Source organism: Xanthomonas albilineans, assembly GCF_009931595.1.
Taxonomy (GTDB): Bacteria; Pseudomonadota; Gammaproteobacteria; order Xanthomonadales; family Xanthomonadaceae; genus Xanthomonas_A; species Xanthomonas_A albilineans.
In genome coordinates, this window is record NZ_CP046570.1 from 2439066 (window position 1) to 2458902 (window position 19837).

The following is a 19837-nucleotide window of genomic DNA, read 5'->3' on the forward strand; positions in this document are numbered from 1 at the left end:
TTACGGAGACCCTGAATTCTCATTCCGACTATCAATTATCTGCTGCTCACTTTCACCGAGCGGCACAGAGTAAGTCGCGAAAAAAGTAACCACCCCCCAAGCACTTGAGATCCTCATAATATCAAGCCAATCGGGTGTCGACTGAGCACCTGGATGAGCCATTTCTGGCGTAATCGGAACGCCATCTAGATTGTATCTAAACCAACCCTTCTCTCCAGAAACCTTCTCTTTCCAATATGCACCGTTCGTTGCAGACGCCGGACCTCCGTTTTTTGCATCCGGCACGTAACTGCACATTTGTCTATTAGCACCATTAGGTGGACCCAGAAAATTACCAGGCGGCCGAGAAGGGTCGGGCGTCCAAGGACCACCCGGAATATTGGATGGAGGCATCTTTCCCGGAGTATAAGACTGCAATCCGATTGGATCAAAATAACTGATAGGATTTTCGCCCACATACGCATAACCATTCACCCCGCCAGCCAACTTAATTGGATCCTCACTAATAAACCGCCCCAACTCCGGCATGTAGTACCGCGCACGGTAGTAATACAACCCGCTCTGGTCGTGCTCGCGACCGGTGTATTGATACGGGTTGTTGTAGCTCGTGCTGCTCTGCGTGGTGGTTCCATACGGATCGTAGTCGTAACGCTGTACCGCGTTGCCGTTCGTATCCGTCAGTAGCCTTGTGCTGCCCAACAGATCGGTCAGGAAGTAGGTGCGTCCGCCGTTATCGTCGCGCGCGTAACGTTCGTCGATGCCCGGACCCGTCAGGATCGGGTTGATCGTTGTTCCTTGCATCTCCTGCACGGTATTCAGACCGTCGTACAGGTATTGCGTGGTCGCGCCACTCTCGGTCTTGGCGCTGCGTCGGCCCAGGGCGTCGTAGCTGTAGCTGGCGATGACAGTGCCACCCTGCGTGATCTGGCTCAGGTGGTCGCGGTCGTCCCAGGTGTAGGTTCGCGTGCCATCGCTGAGCAGGTGGCCGTCGGCGTCGTAGCTGCGGGCGTTGCCGTTGGCCTGCGTCTGCCGGTTGTTGTCGTCGAAGGTATTGTTGGTGCTGGCTGGTGGCAACGCCTGCGGCGCGTGGCTACCGGTCTGCGCGACCAGTTGCCCCCGGCTGTCGTAGCCATAGCCCAGGCTGCCCAGCGCTGCTTGTCCAGTCTTGCCCCAAGCGAGGCCCGTCACTTGATTGGCGTCGTTGTACACGTACACCGTCTGCACCTGGTTCGGCAGCGTTTTGCTGCTCAGCCGGTTGGCGTTGTCGTAGGCGAAGCTCACCGTGTCGGTGCCCTGGGCGATGCCGGTCAGGCGGTCGCCGTCATCATAGGCATAGTTAACTTTCGTCTGCGTGGCCGCCTGCATGCTGGTCCGCCGGCCCACGGCATCGTAGCCGTACACGATGCTGCCTTGCGGGCCGTTGGCCTGGGTCACCTGGTCGAAGCCGTCGTAGCTCCAGTTCAGCGTGCCCGACAGGCTGTCGGACAGCACCATCAGCCGGTTGCCGGCGTCGTAGCTGGCCGTCAACGTGCCGCCTGCGCCGGGCAGCGTGGCCGTGCTCGGGCGGCCTAAGGCGTCGTAGCTGTACGTGGTGGTGCGGTTGCGGCGGTCGGTGTGCGTGGCGACACGGTCCATGCTGTCGTAGGTCCAGCTCTCCGCCTGGCCCAGCGCGTCGGTGCGGCTGATGCGGCGGTCGCGTGCATCGTAGGCATAGGTGACACCTGCACCGTGCGGCAGCAGGATCGCCGACACGTTGCCATTGCCATCGAAACCCGTTGCCACGCTGTTGCCCAACGGATCGACTGCCTTGGTTTGACGGCCCAGGGCGTCGTATTCGAAACGCGAGACGTTGCCTTGCGCGTCCTGTACGCCGATCAAGCGACCCAGCGCGTCGTAGCGCAATTGCGTCTGTCGGCCCAGCGCGTCGGTGATCGCGGTCAGGTCGTCGTTGCTCCAGGTGAAATTGGTCGTGTGGCCCAGTGGGTCGGTCACGCTCAGGCGTTGCCCGACCCCGTTGCAGGTGGCGGTGCTGGTCTGGCCCAGCGGCGTGGTCACCGAGGTCAGGCAGCGGTTGGTGTAGCCGAAGCTGGTAGTGCGGCCCAAGGCATCGGTGATCGAGGCCAAATCGCCATCGCCGTTGTAGGCGAGCGTGGTGGTGCGTGCCTGCGCGGTGCCGGCCAGTTGGGTGATCTGGAGCGGACGTCCGGCGCTATCGTAGGCGTATTCGGTACGCCGGCCTAAGGCGTCGGTGCGTGCGGTGGTCTGGCCGCTTGCGGTGCGCTCGTAGGTGATGGTCTGCGCCAGGGGCGTGCCGTAGGCCAGCGTGTCGCTGCTCGGGTAATGGCTGACCGGGTCGAACACCACCCGGCGTTGGCTGCCGTCGGGCTTGGTCACCAGCACCCCGGTGGTGCTGCCATCCACGTGCGCGTAGTTGATCGTCAACACCCCGCCATCGGCCTGGGTCTGTTTGACCACCCGCCCCGTCCAGGTGCCGTTGGCGCTCTCGAACTCGTTGAACACCACCCGCTGCTGTTTGCTGTCGGTGATGGACTCCAAGCGCGCCTGATAGGGCAGCGTGTCGGCGCCTTCACGGATCCCGGCGGCCTGGCGGATCTTGTAGTGATAACTGCGCGTGCTGCCATCCGGGCGGGTCACCTGCGACAGGTAGCCGTCATCGTTGTAGGCATAGGACCAGGTATTGCCCAGCGAATCGCTCAGCGTATTGATGCGGTTGTTGCTGTCGTAGCCGATGCTCAGCGCACGTCCCGTGGCCGAGACGATGTGGCTGAGCAGACCAGCATCGTAGGTGTAGTCCACCCGGTTACCGAAGCGGTCAATGGTCCACATCAGCTGGTTGGGGGCATAGTTGTAGAAATACATCATGCTGCCGTCGCGCAGCGTCAGCAGGTAGCCGTGGCCGCGCGGGCTGCCCTGGGTGATGGTCGCACCCGCATACCCGGAGACCGAGCCGGTTTGCTGCCATTGCCCGCCCGGGCCGCTACCGTAGACACGGGCGAACGTCACCGGCATGCCGCCAGGCAGCACCAGTTGCAGTTGGTTGTAATCGACCGTGGTAGAGCACTGACCGCCGCCAGGACACCCATGCTGCAAATTGGTCGGAGGCGCGTAGAGCGTGTAGCGGAAATTGGCCGCTGTGCCAATCCCGAAGTCCTGCTTGTTGGGATCGCCCGGGCGATAGGAGCGCGTCACCACCAACGGCGACAGGCCCGGCACTACCGCGTCGGTCTCGGTATAGGAAAATTCCCCGGTGTACAGGTCGATCGGATCACCCGCGGTGGCGCCACCGCCACCGGCCTCCTTGCCGCAACCATCGCTGCAGTGCGGCGTGTCCGGGTCCGGCGGCGGCTTGCTGCTGTCGATGCTGTAGCTGGCGCCCATGGTCTTGTACAGCGCCACCCCGCCTTCCGGGGCGATGCGCGTGCCGTCGCTGGTCACCCGCCCCTGCCCGTACACCCGCCAGCCCTCGGACGGGTCATAGATCCAGAAGTTGGCCCGCGTGCCGGTGGCCAGCGTGTCGTAGTTCGGATACAGGATCTTGATCCCCTGCGCCGCCTGCGGCGTCAGCGCCTGCACCGTCGCCCCACCCGGTTCCAGGGTGAAGTACATCGGGTAGTTGCTCGCCACCGGGAACGGCGCCCGGTTGACCGGCGTCGGCACGATGGAGAGGTGATGCACCAGCGCCCCCTTGCGGTCACGGATCACCGTGCCGGCAGGAATGTGGATCTGCAGGCCCGGCATATCCGGATGGGTGAGCACCACATCCTGCTTCAGTGGCGAGGCGATGGCGGTGGTGTCGCGGGCGCTGATACGCGGCAGGTACATCGTGTAGGGCAGCCGTGTGAGCTGACCGGCCTGCAACTCGACGCCGACCACGAACTCGCCGTACTCACGCCCGGCCGCATTGGCCGCGCTGCCATCCACGTAAAGTTCCTGGTGGCCGACAGGCAGGCCGGACAGGACGAAGCGACCGCTCGGATCGGTGTGGGTGAGCTGCGTGCCCACGCTGACCGCCACCCCGGCGATGGGCTGGCCGTCCACCAACAGCACTTGGCCGCTGACGCTGGTGCGCTGGCTGGCCATCGCCACCGCCTCCAACGCGCTCAGCGCCGGCTGCGCCGGTTGGGCGCCGGGCGCCCGCCAGCGCGCATCGGTGTTGTCCTGGCCGGGACGCCAGGTGCCATCGGCCAGCAGCGCATGCGCGCGGCACGGCAACGGGTGCGACTGGCCGCAGCCCAACAGCGTCGCCGATGGCCGTGCGGCCACGCCAGGCGCCTGCACGGTGGGCGTCGCCGCGCTCGCGGCGGTCTTCCACTCGATCACCGACAGCGGCAGCGCGGCACCATCCAGCCCATGCAGGCCGTCCACCAACACCGTGTAGTCCGTGCCTGGGAACAGCAACACCTCGGGTTGCACGAACACCAGGCGCCCGCCTTCGGCCGTCGTCACCCGCGCCTCGACCGCACCCGCCGGCCCCATCAGGGCCACGGTGGAACCGTTCACCTCGCTGCCGCGCACTGGGCGCGTGAAACGCAGCGCGATCCGCGTGGCCGGATCGACCCCCGCGTCCTGATCCTTCGGCGAGGCCGCGGCCACCGCCAACGACGTGCCGAACGCCGCGCCCACCGGCCCCGCCGAAGCGAATGTGCCCGTGGCCGGATCGAACACCAAGTCCTGCGACGCCGGCTGGCCACGGCCATCCGTGCCTCCGGACAGGCGCACCTTGCCATCGGCCTGGAGCGTGGCGGTTTGCCCCACCCGCGCCGGCATGGCGATCTCCGTCACCTGCTGCGTGCGCGGGTCCCATAGCTGCGCCTGAGCAGGAGCGCCCTTGCCCCCGGCCACCAGCAGGCGGCCATCGCTCAACAGCGTGGCGCTATGGCCGGCACGCGGCTGCACGCCGTCCAGCGCCGTCGGCACCCACCCGTCCTGCTGCGGATCGAGCAGCACGCCGGTCTTGCGCAGCGCTCCATCCTTGCCAGCACCGCCCCACAGCAACACCCGCCCATCGGCCAGACGGGTCAGGCTGGCGCCTTGGCGCGGTTCCAGCAGCGACCAGGTGCGCAGGGGATGCGGGCTGTCCGCCGCCGTCAACACGAGCGTTTGGCCCGACGCCTCCAGGCGCAGGACACCACCGCCTTCCAGCACCAAGCGCGGCGGTGTGGACGCCATGCCCGGTGCAGCGAACGCTGGCACCGAGGCGGCACTCGGCACACCGGACCCCTGCTGTGCCCAGCCAGCAGGCACGCTCGCCAAGGCAGCGACCATCCCCAGGCCGATGCTGCATATCCATCCTGTCAATGCGATCTTAGGGGTTGGCATGGGAGATGTCCTTGGCTTGAGAGCGAGTGCTGGTGCCCACCAGCAGTTGCGAACTGACCGTCTCACCGTAGTGCGGATCGACGAAGACTGTGTAGGTTCCGGTGGTCGGCAATTTCGTCAGGTTCAACGACCCGCTCGCACTCACCGAGACCGTGTTCAAGAGCGATCCATCTGGCGCATAGACCGTGTAATCGACCGCGCGACTGGCCGGCACCGTGCTCTGCGCCGAGACCCGCAGCACCAGCCCTTGTTGACCGGCCGTGCCACTGAAGCTCAGGCGGGTGTTCTGACCACGACGCGTCAGGCTCACCGCCTTGGCCGTCCCCAGTACCAAGCGATCGGTGAGGTCGGTGGACAAGGTCGAGGTGAACTTCATGGTCTGGTCGCCGTCCGGCGGGGGCGAGAGCACCACGCTGTACGTCCCCGCCTTCAAGTTGGACAGGTTCACCTGGCAACCGTTATTGGCCGCCGCGCAGGTCTGGCTGACCACCGCGTTGCCGGTGGGATCGGCGATTTGCAGGGACATGGTCGACGTCGTGTTCGACGTCACCACGTCGCTCAGCGCAAAGCCCAGGTTCTGCCCGGCAGTGGCGGTGAAACTCAGATACACCTTCTGCCCAGGCACCGTGGTGGCGGAGCTGCCCGGCGTGCCATTGACCGCCACCGTGCCGGTGATGGCCGACGCAAGCAGCACGCTGGCGCTGGCCGTCTCGCCATAATGCGGATCGACGAAGACCGTATACGTGCCGGTTGCTGGCAATTTGGACAGGTTCAAGGTTCCGCTCGTCGCCACCGACTGGGTGTTCAATTGCGATCCATCCGGCGCGTAGACCGTGTAATCGACCGTGCGACTGGCCGGCACCGTGCTCTGCCCCGACACCCGCAGCGCCAACCCCTGCTGACCCGCCGTGCCGCTGAAGCTCAAGCGGCTGTTCTGGCCGCGACGCGTCAAGCTCACTGCCTTGGCCGTACCTGGCACCAGACTATCGGTGAGGTCGCTGGACAGCGTGGCGGTGAACTTCATCGTCTGGTCGCCGGCTGACGGCGGCGACACCACCGCGCTGTACGTGCTCGCCTTCAAGTTGGACAGGTTCACCTGGCAACCGTTATTGGCCGCCGCGCAGGTCTGGCTACCCACCGCATTACCTGCGGAATCGGTAATTTGCAGGGCGATGGTCGATGTCGTGTTCGACGTGACGATATCGCTCAGTGCAAAGCCCAGGTTCTGCCCGGCGGTGGCGGTGAAACTCAGCGCCACCTTCTGCCCCGGCGCCGTGGTGGCATAGCTCCCCGGCGTGCCATTGACCGGCACCGTGCCGGTAATGGCCGCGGCGGAGGAGAGCAACAGGCTGGCGCTGGCGGTTTCGCCGTAACCCGGATCGACAAAGACCATGTACGTGCCCGTCGTCGGCAGCTTGGACAGGTTCACGCTGCCACTGGCCGTGATCGACGCGCTGTTCAATTGCGACCCATCCGGCGCATAGACCGTGTAATAGACACCGCGCGCCGTCGGCACCGTGCTTTGTCCGGAAACCTGCAGCGTCAATCCCTGTTGCCCCGCCGTACCACTGAAGCTCAGACGTGCGTTCTGGCCACGGCGCGTCAGGCTTACCGCCTTGGCCGTGCCAAGCGTCAGACTGTCGGCGAGATCGTTGGAGAGCGTGGCGGTGAACTTCATCGTTTGGTTGCCGTTTGTCGGCGGCGATACCACGGCGCTGTAAGTGCCCGCCTTCAGGCTGGACAGATTTACCTGACAGCCGTTATTGGCCGCCGCGCAGGTCTGGCTGCCCACCACGTTGCCGACGGAATCGGCGATTTGCAGGGACAGATTCGACGTCGTGTTCGGCGTGGCGATGTCGCTCAGCGCAAAGCCTAGATTCTGCCCGGCGGTGGCGGTGAAACTCAGCGCCACCTTCTGCCCGGACATAGTGGTGGTGTAGTTCCCCGACGTACCGTCGACCGGCACCGTGCCGGTGATGGCCGAGGAGGACGAGAGCAACAAGCTGGCGCTGGCGGTTTCGCCGTAACCAGGATCGACAAAGACCATGTACGTGCCGGTGGCCGGCAGCTTGGGCAGATTCACGCTGCCACTGGCCGTGATCGACGCGCTGTTCAATTGCGATCCATCCGGGGCATAGACCGTGTAATAGACACCGCGTGCCGCCGGCACCGTGCTTTGCCCGGACACATTGAGCACCAGTGATTGCTGTCCCGCCGTACCGTTGAAGCTCAGACGAGCGTTCTGGCCGCGCCGCGTCAGGCTCACTGATTTGGCTGTGCCCAGCGTCAGACTGTCGGCGAGGTCGCTGGAGAGCGTGGAGGTGAACTTCATCGTTTGGTCGCCGTCCGATGGTGGGGACACCACCACGCTATACGTACCCCCAAGCAGGTTAGGCAAATTCACTTGGCAGCCGTTATTGGCTGCGAAGCAAGATTGGCTGATCATCGTATTGCCGACGAAATCGATGACTTGCAGTGACAGGTTCGACGTCGAATTCGGCGTCACGATGTCGCTCAGCGCAAACCCCAGGTTCTGTCCGTTGCTAGTGACGTCAAAACTCAGATAGACACTCTGTCCAGGCACCGTGGTGGAATAGCTGCCTGGCGTACCGTCGACCGACGCCGTGCCGGTGATCACCGACGAAAGCAGCACCGTCGCATTGGCTGTCTCACCGTAAAAAGGATCGACGAAGACCATGTACGTCCCATCCGACGGCAGCGTAGGCAGGTTCATGGCGCCACTGCCACTCGTACTACTGACCCACATGTCGTTCACTTGCGACCCATCCGGCGCGTAGACGATGTAATGGACATCGCGCCCAACTGGCGCAGTGGTCTCCCCCGAAACGCGCAACGCCAATGTCTGGCCTACCTTGCCATTGAAGCTCAAACGTGCATTTTGGCCACGACGCGTCAGACTCACCGCTTTGGCTGTGCCGGGCGTCAAGCTGTCGGTGAGATCCGTAGACAGCGTGGCGGTGAATTTCATTTTCCGATCACCGTCCAACGGCGGCGACACCACCACCGTATAGGTTCCTCCCACCAGACTGCGGAGATTCACTGCACAACCGTCCTTGACTGCCATACACCCTTGGCTGTCCACGCTGTTGCCAGAGGGATCGAACAAATTCAAATCCAAATCTGACGTCGTGCTCGATGTCACGATGTCGCTCAGCGCAAACCCCAGGTTCTGCCCGGCCGTCGCGTTGAAACTCAGATACACCTTCTGCCCTGGCACCGTGGTGACATAACTGCCCGGCGTACCGTCGACCGGCAACGTACCAGTGATCGCCGAGGAGAGCAGTATCGTCGCGCTGGCCGTCTCACCGTAACTAGGATCGACAAACACCGTATACGTCCCTGTGGCAGGCAGCGTGCCCAGATTCAACTTCCCATCCGTGCGCAACGTTATGCTATTCAATTGCGACCCATCTGGACCGTAGACAACATAGTAAACAACACTATTGGCCGGCCCTGTGGTCTGCCCCGAGATGCCAAGCGTCACTGCCGGCTGTCCCGCCGTACCATTGAAACTCAGACGAGCGTTCTGACCACGACGCGTAATATTCACAGCTTTGGCTGTGCCTGGCGTCAGTTGATCGGTGAGATCGGTCGAGAGTGTGGCCTTGAACTGCATCGTTTGGTCGCCATCCCACGGCGGCGAAACTAACGCGGTATAGGTTCCTCCTGCCAAGTTGGATAGGTTCACCTGACAACCATTATCGGTTGCGTAGCAGGGCTGACTGTATAGCATGTTGCCCGCAGGATCGAAGACTTTCAGAGACATGGACGTCACCGCGTTCGGCGTCACGATATCGCTCAGCCCCAATCCCAGGCTCTGCCCAGCCGTAGCTGTAAAACTCAGGTAGACATTCTGCCCAGGCACGGTGGTGGCGTATATGCCAGTCGTCCCGTCGACGGGCATGGTGCCGGTCATCGGCGAGGAGAGCTGCACGGTCGTATTGGCCGTCTCACCGGAGGCAGGATCGACGAAAACCGTGTAAGTGCCTGTCATCTGCAGCTTTGGCAAATTCAAGATGCCACTCGTACTGATCACCGTGTTGTTCACCGTGCTGCTCACTTGCGACCCATCCGGCGCGTAAACGGTGTAGTCGACATGCCCATTGGCTGGTACCGTACTCTGCCCCGAGACGCTCAGCGCAAGCCCCTGCTGTCCTGCTGTGCCACTGAAGCTCAAGCGGGCATTCTGGCCTCGTCGCGTAATACCTACGACCTTGGCCGTGCCCAAGGTCAAACTATCTGTGAGATCAGACGAAAGCGTGGCCTTGAACTGCATCGTTTGATCGCCATCCGATGGCGGCGACACCAACGCGGTATAGGCGCCTAACGCCAGGTTGGACAGGTTCACTTGGCAGCCGTTGTTGGCAGCATAGCAATACTTGCCTGCCACAAAAGTGCCGGCGGAATCGCTCACTTGCAAATAGATGGGCGAGGCCGCATTCGGTGTCACGATGTCGCTCAGCGCAAATCCAAGGTTCTGCCCCGCCGTGGCGGTGAAACTCAGATATACGTTCTGCCCAGGCACAGTGGTGGCATAGTTACCCGGGGTGCCGTCAACTGGCGTGGTGCCATTGATGGGTGCCGAAAGCAATACCGTCGCATTGGCCGTCTCACCGTAATACGGATCGACGAAAACCGTATACGTCCCGTCCGCTGGCAACTTGGACAGGTTCAAGGTTCCTCCTCCCGTCACCACCATAGCTGTTCACCTGCGACCCATCCGGCGCATACACGGTGTAGTAGACATTGGCATTGGCCGGCGCCGTACTCTGCCCCGAAACTTGCAGCGCCAGTCCCTGCTGTCCCGCCGTGCCGTTGAAGCTCAGGCGCGCGTTCTGCCCACGCCGCGTCAGGCTCATCGCCTTGGCCGTGTTCAACGGCAGGCTATCGGCAAGATCGGCCGAGAGCGTGGTCGTGAACTGCATCGTCTGGTCGCCGTCCGATGGCGGCGACACCACCACGGTATACGTCCCGCCCACCAGGTTGGACAGGTTCAACTGACAGCCATTAGTGGATGCGTAGCAATACTGAGAGGCCACCGCAGTGCCGCTGGAATCGCGCACAAGCAAATACAGATACGACGTCGCATTCGGCGTCACGATGTCGCTCAGCGCAAATCCAAGGTTCTGCCCCGCCGTCGCCGTGAAGCTCAGATACACGTTCTGCCCAGGCGCGGTCGTCGCATAGCTGCCCGGCGTTCCGTCAACCGGCGTGGTGCCGGTGATCGGCGCAGAGAGCAACACCGTCGCATTGGCCGTCTCGCCGTATGACGGATCGACGAACACCGTGTACGTCCCGTCCGCTGGCAGCGCGGGCAGGTTCATGGTCCCGCTTCCGCTTCCCGTCACTTCCATGCTGGTCACCTGCGACCCATCCGGTGCATAGACGGTGTAGTAGACATACGCATTGGCCGGCGCCGTGCTCTGCCCCGAAACTTGCAGCGCCAGTCCCTGCTGTCCCGCCGTGCCGTTGAAGCTCAGACGCGCGTTCTGCCCACGCCGCGTCAGGCTCATCGCCTTGGCCGTGTTCAACGGCAGGCTATCGGCAAGATCGGCCGAGAGCGTGGTCGTGAACTGCATCGTCTGGTCGCCGTCCGATGGCGGCGACACCACCACGGTATACGTCCCGCCCACCAGGTTGGACAGGTTCAACTGACAGCCATTAGTGGATGCGTAGCAATACTGAGAGGCCACCGCAGTGCCGCTGGAATCGCGCACACGCAAATACAGATACGACGTCGCATTCGGGGTGACGATGCCGCTCAGCGCCAAGCCTAGGTTCTGCCCCGCCGTGGCGGCGAAACTCAGATACACGTTCTGCCCAGGCGCGGTCGTCGCATAGCTGCCCGGCGTCCCGTCGATCGGCGTGGTGCCGGTGATCGGCGTCGATAGCAATAGCGTCGCATTGGCCCTCTCACCGTAAGACGGATCAACGAAGACCGTATACGTCCCATCCGCTGGCAGGTTGGACAGGTTCAAGGTTCCCCCACCACTGCCCGTCACCCCCATGCTGTTCAACTGCGCCCCATCCGGTGCATACACGGTGTAGTAGACATACGCATTAGCCGGCGCTGTGCTCTGCCCCGAAACTTGCAACGCCAGTCCCTGCTGGCCCGCTTTGCCACTAAAACTCAATCGGGCGTTCTGCCCACGCCGTGTCAGGCTCATCGCCTTGGCCGTGTTCAACGGCAAACTGTCGGCAAGATCGGCCGAGAGCGTGGTCGTGAACTGCATCGTCTGGTCGCCATCCGATGGCGGCGACACCACCACGGTATACGTGCCTCCCGCCAGATTGGACAGGTTCACCTGACAGCCGTGACTGGACGCGTAGCAATACTGATAGGCCACCGCAGCGCCATTGGAATCGCGCACTTGCAAAGACAAATACGACGTCGCATTCGGCGTCACGATGTCGCTCAGCGCCAAGCCTAGGTTCTGCCCCGCCGTGGCGGCGAAACTCAGATAGACGTTCTGCCCAGGCTCGGTGGTGGCGTAACTCCCCGGCGTGCCGTCGATCGGCGTGGTGCCGGTGATCGGCGAAGAGATTAATACGGTCGCGCTGGCCGTCTCACCGTAAGACGGATCGACGAAGACCGTATATGCCCCATCCGCAGGCAACTTGGACAGGTTCAAGGTTCCGCTCCTGCTCCCCGTCACCCCCGTGCTGTTCACCTGCGAACCATCCGGCGCATACACGGTGTAGTAGACATACGCATTAGCCGGTGCTGTGCTCTGCCCAGAAACTTGTAACGCTAGTCCTTGCTGTCCTGACTTGCCGATGAAACTCAAACGGGCGTTCTGCCCGCGCCGTGTCAGGCTCATCGCCTTGGCCGTGTTCAACGGCAAGCTGTCGGCAAGATCGGCCGAAAGCGTGGCCGTGAACTGCATCGTCTGGTCGCCGTCCGGCGACGGTGTCGCCACCAAGGTATACGTGCCCCCCACCAGATTGGATAGGTTCATCTGGCAGCCGCTCTCGAGCGCATTACAATACTGGCTTTGTAAAACACTACCGGCAGGTTCGAAGAGTTGCAGCAACACGTAAGATGTCGTGTTAGGCGTAACGATATCGCTCAGGCCGAAGCCAAGATTCTGACCTTTGACTGCATTGAAGACAAATCGTTTGCTTTGTGCGGTGGCAATGATCGGCTGGGTCAACGCAGGGCCGTTTACATTCAAGGGCGTTGCCTTCTCGACCGCAAGCTGCCACGTCGCAGGTGCCTGAGACGGCTTCAAAAGCACCAGATAAGTGCCGCTGGTAGCTGCTCTGGGTAGATGCGCGCTCGCAGTGCTGGCGACGCTCACCGAGCCAGAGGCCAGTTTGGCGTTCGTCGGGCCATAGACGCTGTAGCTGACCGACACCGCACCGAGCCCGCTGAACTGTAGGCTTGGATAATCGCCAGCCGACAGATCGTAGAGCACCGCCAGCGAATTTCCCGATGCATTGACGCTCAGCGGTTGCGGCGCAGCACCAATGGTCAGGCGCTTGATCGATTCGATCTGCGTCTTATCGATTAATGGTGGAACGACCACCACATCCTGCGCGCTTGTCGCAGAACCATATGGCGTGGTCACGGTGACCTTGCCGCTGCCAACGTTGGCCGGCGCCGGGAAGACAATCGTGGTGTTCGATAATGTCGTCGGCGATACCGCGCGTGCATTGAGCAACATCGAGGTCTGCCCCTGCGCAGGCAAAAATCCCTTACCCGTGGTGGTGACCGATTCGCCAATCGCCAGCAAGGTGGGCGAAACCGTGTCGATGGCCGGAGCCATCGCGGCGGGGTCCACGACGAAGTTCATGGCGCTGCTGGCCGTGGCGCTGCCGACGGTGATCGCGATGGGGCCGGTGGTGGCGCCGGAAGGCACGACCACCGTCAGTTCGGTGCTGCTGGCAGTCGATACCGTCGCCGCTACACCGTTGAACTGGACCGCGTTCTGGCTGGCGGTCGCGCTGAAGCCTTGGCCCTTGATCGTGACCGGCGTGCCTGGCGCGCCACGCCCTGGACTGAACGCGAAGATCGCCAGTTGGCCGGCGATACGATCGACCGCAACCAAGTTGCCGATATTGTCGTAGGTATAGCGCGCACTGCCGCCAGTGTCGTTGCTGACCGCGACCAGCCGCCCGCCCGCGTCGTAGACGTAGGACGTCGCCAACGCGCACAGCGAACACAGCAAGAGGCCGATCAACACACCGAGCGGGCCGACGGCCCGCCAACGGATGCGTTGCGTCGTCTTGCCAACCAATAGAACACGCTCCCTCAATCGCTTTTCCATAGCGACATTCCCCTATGACCCATCAATTGGCAGCCGCCCGTAAGCGGAATGATTCTGGTCCCCCCGCGCCTTTATACTAGAAACCCCAACAACATTTCCACCTCAATATGCGAAGGATCGTCTGGCTCAGTCTGCTTGCAGGCACCGCACTCTCCATCGGGGCTGCGGCCTATGCACTGACATCCCTGCAGCAGCGGGAAAAACATCAGGCTGCTCTGGCCACCTCCGCGCTGGGCAGTGCGCTGTTCCATGACACCTCGTTGAGTGCGACCGGCACCTTGGCATGCGCCACCTGCCATCGCGCGGATTACGCTTTCACCCAGCCCGAGGCGGTCCCGCATCTGGACGGCGGCCGTGTCGGCACGCGCAATGCGCCCAGTTTGCTGGACTTGCCATATTTTCAGCATTATTTCTGGGATGGGCGAGAAGACCACATTGAGCGCGTCGCCGTCGCCGCCTTCACCAACCGGGCGGAAATGGCGCAACCAAACATGGCGGCAGTGGTCGACCTGCTGCGCAGGCAACCGGCCTATCGGCAACGCTTCCAGGCATCCTTCGGCGATGACAACATCGATGAGGCGCGGATTTCGCGCGCGATCCTGGCCTATCTCCATTCTGTCGCCAACGGGCATAGCCGTTACGATGCCTATGCCGCCGGCGACACCAGCGCGCTGACAGAATCAGAACGTCGCGGCCTGGCGATCTTCCAAGGGAAAGCCGACTGCGCCGCGTGCCATCGGCTCGACGGCACGCCGGCAACCTTCACCGATAATCGCTTCCATCACTCCAATGTCGGCTTGGAACAGTTGGCCGGCCACGTGAAAACCACCATCGCGGCCTTTCAAGCCAAACGGCAGCAGGGAGTTCCGCTTGCCGAATTGGTGCTCTCGGATCCGGAGATGGCAGCGCTGGGGCGTTTCGCCGTGGACGGCCATGGCGACAACCTATCGGCATACCGCACCCCAACGCTGCGCAATGTCACCCGCACCGCGCCTTATATGCACGACGGCAGTGTGCCGTCGCTGGATGCGGCAATACAACGGGAAATCTATTACCGCAGCCTGACGCGCGGCACCCCGATCACGCTAACGACGCAGGAGCAGGGCGACCTGCATGCCTTCCTGTATGCGCTTGAAGACGCTCCGCTGCGAAATGCTCAAGCACCCGGCGCGGAGTGACCGCCCGCGGTCTCCGGCACGACATCGAATTCGCGTTGAAAGACTTTGCCTGCCTGACCCAGGCGGGCCTCCAGCAGATGCCGGCCCGACGTCCAGGATTGCGCTGGCTTGAACTCGAAACGCGCCGACTCCGCCCCTGCCGCGATGACGGAATGCTGTTCGCCAACCGTCTTGCCGTTCGACACATCGATCAAGCGCAGTGAGAGGGGCTGCGGCTCGCGCGCAGCAGCATTCAACGCGACAGTGGCGACCACCATGGTCTGCGGCGTGACCGGCTTGGGCGGCTGACCCGCGTTGAGCGTGCCGCTTTCCCCACCCAGCAGGATCTGCCGAATCGCCAACGGCCCCTGCGTCTGCCCAGTCGATGTCTGCGCCGCAGCGCCAGCCCCCGAACCAGCCCCCGTGCAACCGCACAACGCGACCGCCACCATCAGCAGACTTCCATACAACGGCTTGCTCATTTCCCACTCCTTTATGTGCCAGATTCAGCGCGAGTCTATCAATAATCAGCCGCCGCAATGGCATCGTGTCTCCCATTGCATCGCTTCTGCGTCGCGCCACCGCCGTGCTTGCCCGCAAACGACTCGACACGCCCGACTGGAACGCATGCTCCTGTCTGCACTTTAACCGCGTCTACATCGCTCGCTCGCGAATTTACGGCACGTGCTTCGACAAGATCTGCTTCGAGGGAAGCATCGCCATTTGACTCAAGGCGCGACCGAAGCGCCGAGACGTTACGGTTCGAATAAACACCGCTTGGCGCGTAGAGTGCGAATGCACCGCAGCACCAACGGGTCGTCGCGGCCGTAGCCGCTACACGCTCAGATCGATACCACGTCCTCCATGGACCGCCGTGCTGTCCACGCACACCACCACTCACCACCTATTGTCCTTGGCCACCTGCCATATTCCGATGCACAACGCCGGGATAGACAACTCCACGCATTGAACGAGGTCAGCGTCAGCGCCGGAAACACAACCCTGCCTGGCTTCAATCCGCAGACGCGGTGAGCAGCTCGATCCGGATCGCCAAGACTTCCCCACCGCCGCTCAAAGCAAAGCGCTGCCGTGCATCGGCAGCCAACCATGCGCTGTCGCCAGCTGAAAGCGGCGTCAATCCACTGGCGTCGTCGAAGTGCGCCTGCCCTGCCAGCAGGTAAACGGCCCAGGCGACTGCGGGTTCTGCGAAAAACAGCATCGACCCGACCAGGGGCCGGTGCAGTACCTGCGTGCGCACGCGGTCACGGCGCCACATCACATTGAAATCATGAGTCGGCCCTGCGAGCAGTTCGCCGCGCAGTGGGCGTTCGCCAGCAAAGCGCAAGCGCGCGCAAGGTTCCTGCAACACGTGCTCGACACCATCCTCGAAACACAGGCGCACACCCTCGCCGTGCAGCAGGACCAGTTCGCGATCGACTCCAGGAAAGACCGAAAACGCCGCGTCCTGCTCGATCTCGGCGATCGACAGGCGCAACACCCACTCCTCGCCGGACATCGGCAAGCGGAAGATTTCCCGGGTCCAGCCGAGTCCGTTGCGCCAGCGTTCGCGGCGATAGACGTTGGCGGGGATCACCCGCGCAGGGAGGTTGCGCCAATCCATGAGTGCATTCTGCACGATCCCGACGGCGATACCTGCATCGTGCCGAGCATGCACGGATTTACACCACACCTGTTTCCATCGCAGCACATCCATCGTTTGGGAAATATGGATGCACAACGCCGGCAGGCCACCCGCACAAAAACATCGCCCGGCTGCACGTCAATGTGCAACACCGGGCGATGACGTACTTCCATGTCGGCGTCCTGCCATCCCCCAAGCATCCTACTCAGCGAGGTCTTGGCCGCGCATCCAGCGCCAGCCCTATCCTCTCGTTGCAAATCCTTTTAGCGCCTTTTCACCGGCTTGGCGGCTGCCGTCTTGGCGGCCGTCGGCGTAGTGGCCTTCATGGCCCCCACATCAATCCGGTCGTGGTTCCGTTCGACCGTTTTGAGACCGATCCCCTTCACATGCGCCAGTTCCTCGGCACTTTTGAAGGGTCCGTGTGCCTGTCGGTAATCGACGATCGCCTGGGCCTTGGAAGCCCCAACGTTCATCAACACCCGGTCGATTTCCGCCGCACCAGCGGAGTTGATGTTGACTTTTTCCGCAGCAAGCGCGGAACCAGACAACAGCAAGGCAACGACCAGAGACTTCAGCACTACGATAAAAGACTGCATGGCAACACTCCTTGTGACTTAGATGAGGACTTCGCCGGCGCACTCCCTGCCGGCGTGATCAGCATCGCTCTCCACATGGGCCCATCCTATCGCCATAACACCCAGAAAAAAGCAGGTAAACGGCGCGTCATCGTGTAGGAAAAACCCTACACGCAGCCCGAGCGTAAAATGGCTGTGCTGCGCCGGCAGACAGCGGTCAAAATGGCGCTAGAAAAATCCTCATCCGGCTGGAGCGCGCCGGCGCAGTCGCCGTGGCTGAGCGAGACGATCGAATCCGCCTCGCAGGCGGCATTCGGCAAGCCGGCGATGTACATGGGCGAAGGCGGCTCGATCCCATTCATGGGCATGCTCGGCGAGAAGTTTCCCGGCGCGCAGTTCATGATCGCTGGCGTGCTCGGCCCGCATTCCAACGCGCACGCGCCGAACGAGTTTCTGGATATTCCGATGGACAAGCGGGTGATCGCCTGCGTCTCGCAGGTGATCGCCGCCCATCACGCCGCCAGCCTGGGCGGCCAGAGCACCGGCAGCGCGGCGATAGCCGGTGGCGAACAACACGGCGGACACGGTTGCTGTTGAAGCCCACCGGCAAGGCGCGGCGAGCAGCAGCGCAACTGCACCGTTCCTGAAAGGCCTAACGCCCGGCCACCGGCATCGACGCTGTCAACGCACCCGATCTGGCAGGATCCGGCCTCACCTCCCATGCCCGGAATGCTTCCATGCACACGTTGTTCGACAGCGATAGCTGGCTCTACATCATCCTGCTCGGCTTCGTGGTCGGCCTGCTGGCGCGCATCCTCGGCCCCAGCAGCGGCCGCTCCGGCTGTCTGTTCACCGTACTGCTCGGCATTGCCGGCGCCTTGTCGGCGGGCTGGTTCGGGCACTACATGGGCTGGTACAGACGCGGCCAGCCGGCGGGTTTCCTTGGCGCGGTACTCGGTGCCATCGCCCTGCTCGCGCTGCTGCGGCTGTTTTCGAGCAAACGCTGACGGCGGGCGCCACTCGCCAGGCCGGCGCCGCGCGTTTACGCTGTGCCACCGATGTCCACCGCAGCCTGCCGATGAGCGCCAACTCCGCTGTTTCCGACGCCAGTGCCGCGCGTGCCGCGCACCGCCTGACCTGGGCGCGGGCGATGCTGTGCGACCCGCAGGCGACGCTGCAACGCGCTTCGGTCGATGCCGGCCAGCGTAGCTACTGGCGCAGCCACGGCGCGATGGAAAACCGCATCGTGATGGACTCGCCGCCGGATCTGGAAGACGTGCGGCCTTGGTTGCGGATGCACACCCTGTTGCACAGCGGCGGCGTCCGCGTGCCCGCGATCCTGGCGCAGAATATCGATGCCGGCTTCCTGCTGCTGGAAGACCTGGGCCAGCCGACACTGGCGCAGATCCTCGACGCGACCACCGCCGATGCGCAATTCGATGCCGCGCTGGGCCAGTTGCTACGCTTGCAGGCAATCGCGCCACCGGCGGATCTGGGCGTGTTCGGCATCGCGCTGTTGCAGCGCGACGCGGGCCTGTTCGAAGAGTGGTTCTTGCAACGTCACCTGCAACTCACCCTGGACCCCGCCGACAGCGCAGCGTTGCGCGGCGTGCAACGCCAGCTGATGGACAACGCGCTGGCGCAACCGCAGGTCCTGGTACATCGCGATTTCATGCCGCGCAACCTGATGCCGGCGATTGATGGCCCGGCGGTGCTGGATTTCCAGGACTGTGTCCTTGGACCTGTGGCCTACGACCCGGTCAGTCTGTTCAAGGACACCACGGTGAGTTGGCCACTGGCGCAGGTAGACGCATGGCTGACGCGCTATCACGCACGCGCATTGCACGCTGGAATTCCGCTGCCGCCGCTGGCGCAGTTCCTGCGCGACGCGGACTGGATGGGCGTGCAGCGTCATTTGAAAAATCTTGGCATCTTCGCGCGATTGAACTACCGCGACGGCAAAGCCTGGTACCTGGACAACGTGCCACGCTTCATCGGCTATCTCGACGAAGTGCTGACGCGACATCCCGCGCTGCAACCACTACAGCAGTTGTTGCAGACGCGGATCAAGCCCGCCCTGGCACAGCGCGCGAAGTCCGGCGTATGAAAGCGCTGATCTTCGCCGCCGGCTTCGGCGAACGCATGCGCCCGCTCACCGAACGCACGCCCAAGCCACTGCTATGCGTCGGCGACACGCCATTGATCGTCTGGCACCTGCGCAAGCTCGCCGCCCTGGGCATCCGCGAGGCAATCATCAACACCTCCTGGCTGGCAGAACAATTCCCGCAGACGCTCGGCGATGGCAGCGCATTCGGGCTGCGCATCGTCTATTCCCACGAAGGCGCTACGCCGCTGGAAACCGGTGGTGGCATGCTGCATGCCTTGCCGTTGCTCGGCGAGGCGCCATTTCTGCTGGTGAATGGCGACATCTGGACCGATTTCGATTTCGCGCAACTGGCGCCAGAGCCGCGTGGTCTGGCGCAACTGGTCCTGGTCGATCCACCGGTTTATGCCGCGCACGGCGACTTCGCGCTATTGCCGGATGCACGCGTGCGCAGCGACGGCGCACCACTGTTGACCTACGCCGGCATCGGCGTCTATCGACCCAACCTGCTGCGCGACTGGCAGGCGGCTTTCGATACACCTAGCGACCACGGTACGCCACCACGCTTCCCACTGGCGCCGATCCTGCGCGCGCACATGCATGCGGACCGCATCCACGGGTTGCGTCATCGCGGCCGTTGGACCGATGTGGGCACGCCACAACGGTTGGCGGAGCTGAATGAAGCGTTGAAACTGTTGAAACTCGGCAATCAGAGCGGCTGAAACACC

General features: G+C 63.0%; 11 protein-coding genes and 1 pseudogene. 6 read left to right on the forward strand and 6 right to left on the reverse strand.

Going from position 1 to position 19837, the window contains the following annotated elements; all coding sequences use genetic code 11:
• The 3 genes from XaFJ1_RS10230 to XaFJ1_RS10240 are packed head-to-tail and all read right to left on the reverse strand — an operon-like array spanning position 1 to position 13631.
• On the reverse strand, positions 1-5340 hold the full coding sequence (locus XaFJ1_RS10230; protein WP_012916595.1) for an RHS repeat-associated core domain-containing protein: 5340 nt from the start codon (positions 5338-5340) through the stop codon (positions 1-3).
• Entirely contained in the window at positions 5327-10036 is a 4710-nt protein-coding gene (locus XaFJ1_RS10235; RefSeq protein WP_155393683.1) for a beta strand repeat-containing protein, read from the reverse strand. The genes XaFJ1_RS10230 and XaFJ1_RS10235 overlap by 14 nt, the downstream gene beginning before the upstream one ends.
• On the reverse strand, positions 9972-13631 hold the full coding sequence (locus XaFJ1_RS10240; protein ID WP_012916597.1) for an IPT/TIG domain-containing protein: 3660 nt from the start codon (positions 13629-13631) through the stop codon (positions 9972-9974). The genes XaFJ1_RS10235 and XaFJ1_RS10240 overlap by 65 nt, the downstream gene beginning before the upstream one ends.
• 107 nt (positions 13632-13738) lie before the next feature.
• Between XaFJ1_RS10240 and XaFJ1_RS10245 the strand changes: the two genes are divergently transcribed.
• Positions 13739-14809 (forward strand): cytochrome-c peroxidase, encoded by a 1071-nt coding sequence (locus tag XaFJ1_RS10245; RefSeq protein WP_012916598.1) that lies wholly within the window; start codon positions 13739-13741, stop codon positions 14807-14809.
• On the opposite strand, the gene XaFJ1_RS10250 is transcribed toward XaFJ1_RS10245, so the two are convergent.
• On the reverse strand, positions 14788-15270 hold the full coding sequence (locus tag XaFJ1_RS10250; protein ID WP_012916599.1) for a hypothetical protein: 483 nt from the start codon (positions 15268-15270) through the stop codon (positions 14788-14790). The genes XaFJ1_RS10245 and XaFJ1_RS10250 overlap by 22 nt on opposite strands.
• Positions 15271-15335: 65 nt before the next feature.
• Between XaFJ1_RS10250 and XaFJ1_RS15910 the strand changes: the two genes are divergently transcribed.
• Positions 15336-15515, forward strand: coding sequence for a hypothetical protein (locus XaFJ1_RS15910; RefSeq protein WP_155394440.1), 180 nt, complete (start codon positions 15336-15338; stop codon positions 15513-15515).
• A gap of 285 nt (positions 15516-15800) precedes the next feature.
• Here XaFJ1_RS15910 and XaFJ1_RS10255 read toward each other — a convergent pair whose 3' ends face one another.
• Both XaFJ1_RS10255 and XaFJ1_RS10260 read right to left on the reverse strand, forming a co-directional pair.
• Entirely contained in the window at positions 15801-16409 is a 609-nt protein-coding gene (locus XaFJ1_RS10255; protein ID WP_045757343.1) for a HutD family protein, read from the reverse strand.
• A gap of 284 nt (positions 16410-16693) precedes the next feature.
• The gene (locus XaFJ1_RS10260; RefSeq protein ID WP_012916601.1) at positions 16694-17026 is read right to left on the reverse strand and encodes a ComEA family DNA-binding protein; all 333 of its coding nucleotides are present in this window, start codon (positions 17024-17026) and stop codon (positions 16694-16696) included.
• 195 nt (positions 17027-17221) lie between these two features.
• Between XaFJ1_RS10260 and XaFJ1_RS10265 the strand changes: the two are divergent.
• From XaFJ1_RS10265 to murU, 4 genes and pseudogenes are all read left to right on the forward strand, one after another.
• Positions 17222-17602 (forward strand): annotated as a pseudogene (locus XaFJ1_RS10265) (peptidase M20); the annotation flags it as partial.
• A 140-nt stretch (positions 17603-17742) separates the two neighbouring features.
• Entirely contained in the window at positions 17743-18012 is a 270-nt protein-coding gene (locus XaFJ1_RS10270) for a GlsB/YeaQ/YmgE family stress response membrane protein (protein ID WP_012916603.1), read from the forward strand.
• 71 nt (positions 18013-18083) lie between these two features.
• Entirely contained in the window at positions 18084-19112 is a 1029-nt protein-coding gene (locus tag XaFJ1_RS10275) for an aminoglycoside phosphotransferase family protein (RefSeq protein WP_012916604.1), read from the forward strand.
• Positions 19109-19831, forward strand: coding sequence for an N-acetylmuramate alpha-1-phosphate uridylyltransferase MurU (gene murU / locus XaFJ1_RS10280; protein ID WP_012916605.1), 723 nt, complete (start codon positions 19109-19111; stop codon positions 19829-19831). Before XaFJ1_RS10275 ends, murU begins: the two co-directional genes overlap by 4 nt.
• Positions 19832-19837 lie beyond the last annotated feature (6 nt).

Coding starts and splice junctions, on each gene's coding strand:
- XaFJ1_RS10230 (WP_012916595.1), bottom strand. CDS start 5,340: ATGCCAACCCCTAAGATCGCATTGACAGGATGGATATGCAGCATCGGC.
- XaFJ1_RS10240 (WP_012916597.1), bottom strand. CDS start 13,631: ATGGAAAAGCGATTGAGGGAGCGTGTTCTATTGGTTGGCAAGACGACG.
- XaFJ1_RS10245 (WP_012916598.1), top strand. CDS start 13,739: ATGCGAAGGATCGTCTGGCTCAGTCTGCTTGCAGGCACCGCACTCTCC.
- XaFJ1_RS10250 (WP_012916599.1), bottom strand. CDS start 15,270: ATGAGCAAGCCGTTGTATGGAAGTCTGCTGATGGTGGCGGTCGCGTTG.
- XaFJ1_RS10255 (WP_045757343.1), bottom strand. CDS start 16,409: ATGGATTGGCGCAACCTCCCTGCGCGGGTGATCCCCGCCAACGTCTAT.
- XaFJ1_RS10260 (WP_012916601.1), bottom strand. CDS start 17,026: ATGCAGTCTTTTATCGTAGTGCTGAAGTCTCTGGTCGTTGCCTTGCTG.
- XaFJ1_RS10270 (WP_012916603.1), top strand. CDS start 17,743: ATGCACACGTTGTTCGACAGCGATAGCTGGCTCTACATCATCCTGCTC.
- XaFJ1_RS10275 (WP_012916604.1), top strand. CDS start 18,084: ATGAGCGCCAACTCCGCTGTTTCCGACGCCAGTGCCGCGCGTGCCGCG.
- murU (WP_012916605.1), top strand. CDS start 19,109: ATGAAAGCGCTGATCTTCGCCGCCGGCTTCGGCGAACGCATGCGCCCG.